This window comes from Nonomuraea insulae, from assembly GCF_042656245.1.
On sequence record NZ_JBHSPA010000155.1, the window covers coordinates 1 to 3,173 of the forward strand.

The window sequence follows — 3,173 nt, forward strand, 5'->3', positions numbered from 1 at the left end:
AAAGTTCGCACTACGCAAGGACCTACGCTCGTGGCACGCACACTACCGCCCGTTCAGGCCATCCGCGCCGAGATCGACGCCCTGTTCACCGAAGGTCGTGACCTGGTCGAGGTCATCGAGGACGTCGCCCGGCTCGGCGCCCGCCTGATCATCCAGACCGCCGTCGAAGCCGAGGTGGACGCCTTCCTCGGCCGCGCCCGCTACCAGCGCGCCACCGCCGTCATTGCTGATGGCAGCGGCGACGAGGACAGCACGGTGCGGCCCGGTTACCGCAATGGGCACTGCCCGACCACCGTCAAGACCACCAGCGGGCCGATCACCATCGCCCGCCCGAAACTGCGCGACACCACCGACAAGTTCGCCTCCCGCCTGTTCGGCACCGGCATCACCCGCACCCACGCGCTGGAGACGCTCGTGATCGCCTCGTTCGTGCGCGGCCTGAGCGTGCGCGGCCTGAGCGTGCGCGATGTCGAGGGCGCGCTGGCCGACGCGCTCGGCCCGGAAGCCGCGCTGAGCAAGTCGACGGTCTCGACCATCTGCCAGGCCATCGTCGCCGAGTACGACGCCTGGTGCCGCCGCGACCTTGCCGGCGTCGAGCTGGACTACCTGTTCCTGGACGCCTCGCACTTCAAGATGCACGACGGAAGCCGGGCCGAGCCGATCCTGGCCGCCTGGGGCATCACCACCGCCGGCAAGCCCGTCTTCGTCGGCCTGGCCGCCGCCGGATCCGAGTCCACCGACGCCTGGCACGACTTCCTGACCGACCTGATCGGCCGCGGCCTGCGCCCGCCACTACTGATCATCTCCGACGGCGCACCCGGCCTGATCAGCGCCGCCGAGCAGGTCCTTGCCCGCTCACTGCGCCAAAGGTGTCTCGTTCATCGCGCCCGCAATGTGCTGGCCAAGGTCAGCGCCTCCGACCAGGCCGAGGTGAAGGCCGCCTACTGGCAGATCTTCGACCTCACCGACCTGGGCGAGGACGTCAAGCCCGGCCAGCCGCTGGTGGACTGGGTGCAGCGGCGCATCGACGCCTTCGCCGAGGCCTGGGAAGGCCGGTATCCGGCGGCGGTCAAGTGCCTGCTCACCGACCGCCAGAGCCTGACCACCTACCTGCGCTTCCCGCTCGAGCACCACAAGCGCGTGCGACACTCCAACTTCATCGAGCGCACCTTCGGCGAGACCCGCCGCCGCGTCAAGGTCATCGGCCGCTTCCCCGGCGAGACCAGCTGCGTCTCACTCGTCTGGGCCGTGCTCGATCGCGCCTCCCGCGGCTGGCGCGGCTTCACCATGACCAGCACGGGCCTGCGCATCCTGCAAGACCTCCGCCGGGCCCTGCTGCACCCGCCCGCCCAACTCCACCCGACCGACGACCCGGCCTTGGCACCCGTCACCGAGGCCGCCTAAGATCCACTCACGGCACCTACCTCGTCGAGCTATTTACACCGCTCCGAGACACTGTTGGCGAATCCGGCAAAGGGCCTGGTTGATCTGTTTTCCGAGAACACGATGAGCGTATCCACCAGCATCGTGGGGGCTGATCAAGATGTCGCTCCATCCCCGTGTTCCGGAGGAGATTCCTGCTCAGACGGCGCAGATAGCTCGTCGAGCCTTCCCCAAGGGCTGCTTGTGCATGCGCCTGCGTGACGCACTCGGCTCGCTGTTCACCGACCAGGACTTCCTCGACCTGTTCCCGCAACGTGGCCAGCCAGCCTGGCCACCGCATCAGCTCGCGATTGTTTCGGTCCTGCAATTCCTGGAGGATCTCTCCGACCGCCAGGCCGCGGCGGCCGTCCGCGCCCGCATCGACTGGAAATACATGCTCGGGTTGGAACTGACCGATGCCGGGTTCGATCACTCGGTGCTGAGCGAGTTTCGTGACCGCCAGCTCACAGGCGCTGACCCCGAGCGGCTGCTGGACCTGATCCTGGACCGGATGAGCGAGCATGGCCTGCTCAAGCGGCCGGGCCGGCAGCGCACCGACTCCACCCATGTGCTGGCCGCAATCCGCCGGCTCAACCGGCTGGAGAACGTCGCCGAACAGCTGCGGGCCGCCCTCAACGCGATCGCCACAGCTGAACCACACTGGTTATCCTCATGGGTCCCGACATCCTGGTTCGACCGCTACACGCGACGCATCGAAGACTTCCGGCTGCCCCAGGACAAGACCGACCGCGCCGCCTACGCCGAACAGACCGGCAACGACGGCCGGACCCTGCTGCAAGCTCTCTACCGCGCCAATGCGCCCCGCCCGCTCCGGGACCTTCCGGCAGTGCAGGCGCTGCGGGTCACCTGGATCCACCAGTTCATCACCGAAGACGGCCAGATGCACCTGCGCGATGCGAAGGACCTGCCGCCCTCGCGCCAGCGCAGCACCTCGCCCTACGACGACCAGGCCCGCTACAGCCTCAAACGCAGCGTCGGCTGGACCGGCTACAAGGTCCACTACAGCGAAACCTGCGACACCGATGCACCCCATCTGATCACCCATGTGGCCACCACCGACGCCACCGTCACCGACGTGGAGATGACCGCGACCATCCAGTCCGCGCTGATCCAGGCCGGCCTCGCGCCCCACGAGCACCTGGTCGATGCCGGCTACATCAACGCCCAGCTGCTGGCCCCCACACCCGGCCCAGGCGGAACCGAACTGCTCGGCCCGATCAGGCCGGACGTCTCCTGGCAGGCCAAGGCCGGGCAGGGCTTCAGCCTGGACGACTTCGCCATCGACTGGGACGCCGAGCAGGTCACCTGCCCACAAGGCCACCGCAGCATCCGATGGAAGCCGCACCGAGGTCGCGCCGGCCACCCGGCCATCCACATCGATTTCGATCAACGGCACTGCACTCCCTGCCCGGTCCGTGCTCAGTGCACCCGCTCGGTGACCGCCGCCCGCGCGCTGACGCTGAGCACCCGCCAAGAGCACGAGAACATCCGGCGGGCCCGCCAGGCGCAGACCACCGCCCCGTGGCAACGGCGCTACCAGCTGCGTGCCGGCGTCGAAGCTGTGATATCCCAAGCCCTGCGACGCTGCGGCCTGCGACGATCCCGCTACATCGGCCAGGACAAAACCCATCTGCAGCATGTAATCACCGCCGCGGCCATCAACCTCATCCGCGCCGACGCATGGCTGGCGGGGATCCCTCTGGCCAGAACCAGGGTCTCGCCGTTCGCCA

The 3,173-nt window shown here is 68.3% G+C and carries 2 protein-coding genes; both read left to right on the forward strand.

Annotated features, from left to right (window positions below; translation table 11 throughout):
* Positions 1–30 precede the first annotated feature (30 nt).
* On the forward strand, positions 31–1,404 hold the full coding sequence (locus ACFPZ3_RS70240) for an IS256 family transposase (RefSeq protein WP_379525386.1): 1,374 nt from the start codon (positions 31–33) through the stop codon (positions 1,402–1,404).
* 139 nt (positions 1,405–1,543) lie between these two features.
* A partial coding sequence (locus ACFPZ3_RS70245) for an IS1182 family transposase (RefSeq protein ID WP_379525387.1) occupies positions 1,544–3,173 on the forward strand: 1,630 nt, incomplete at its 3' end.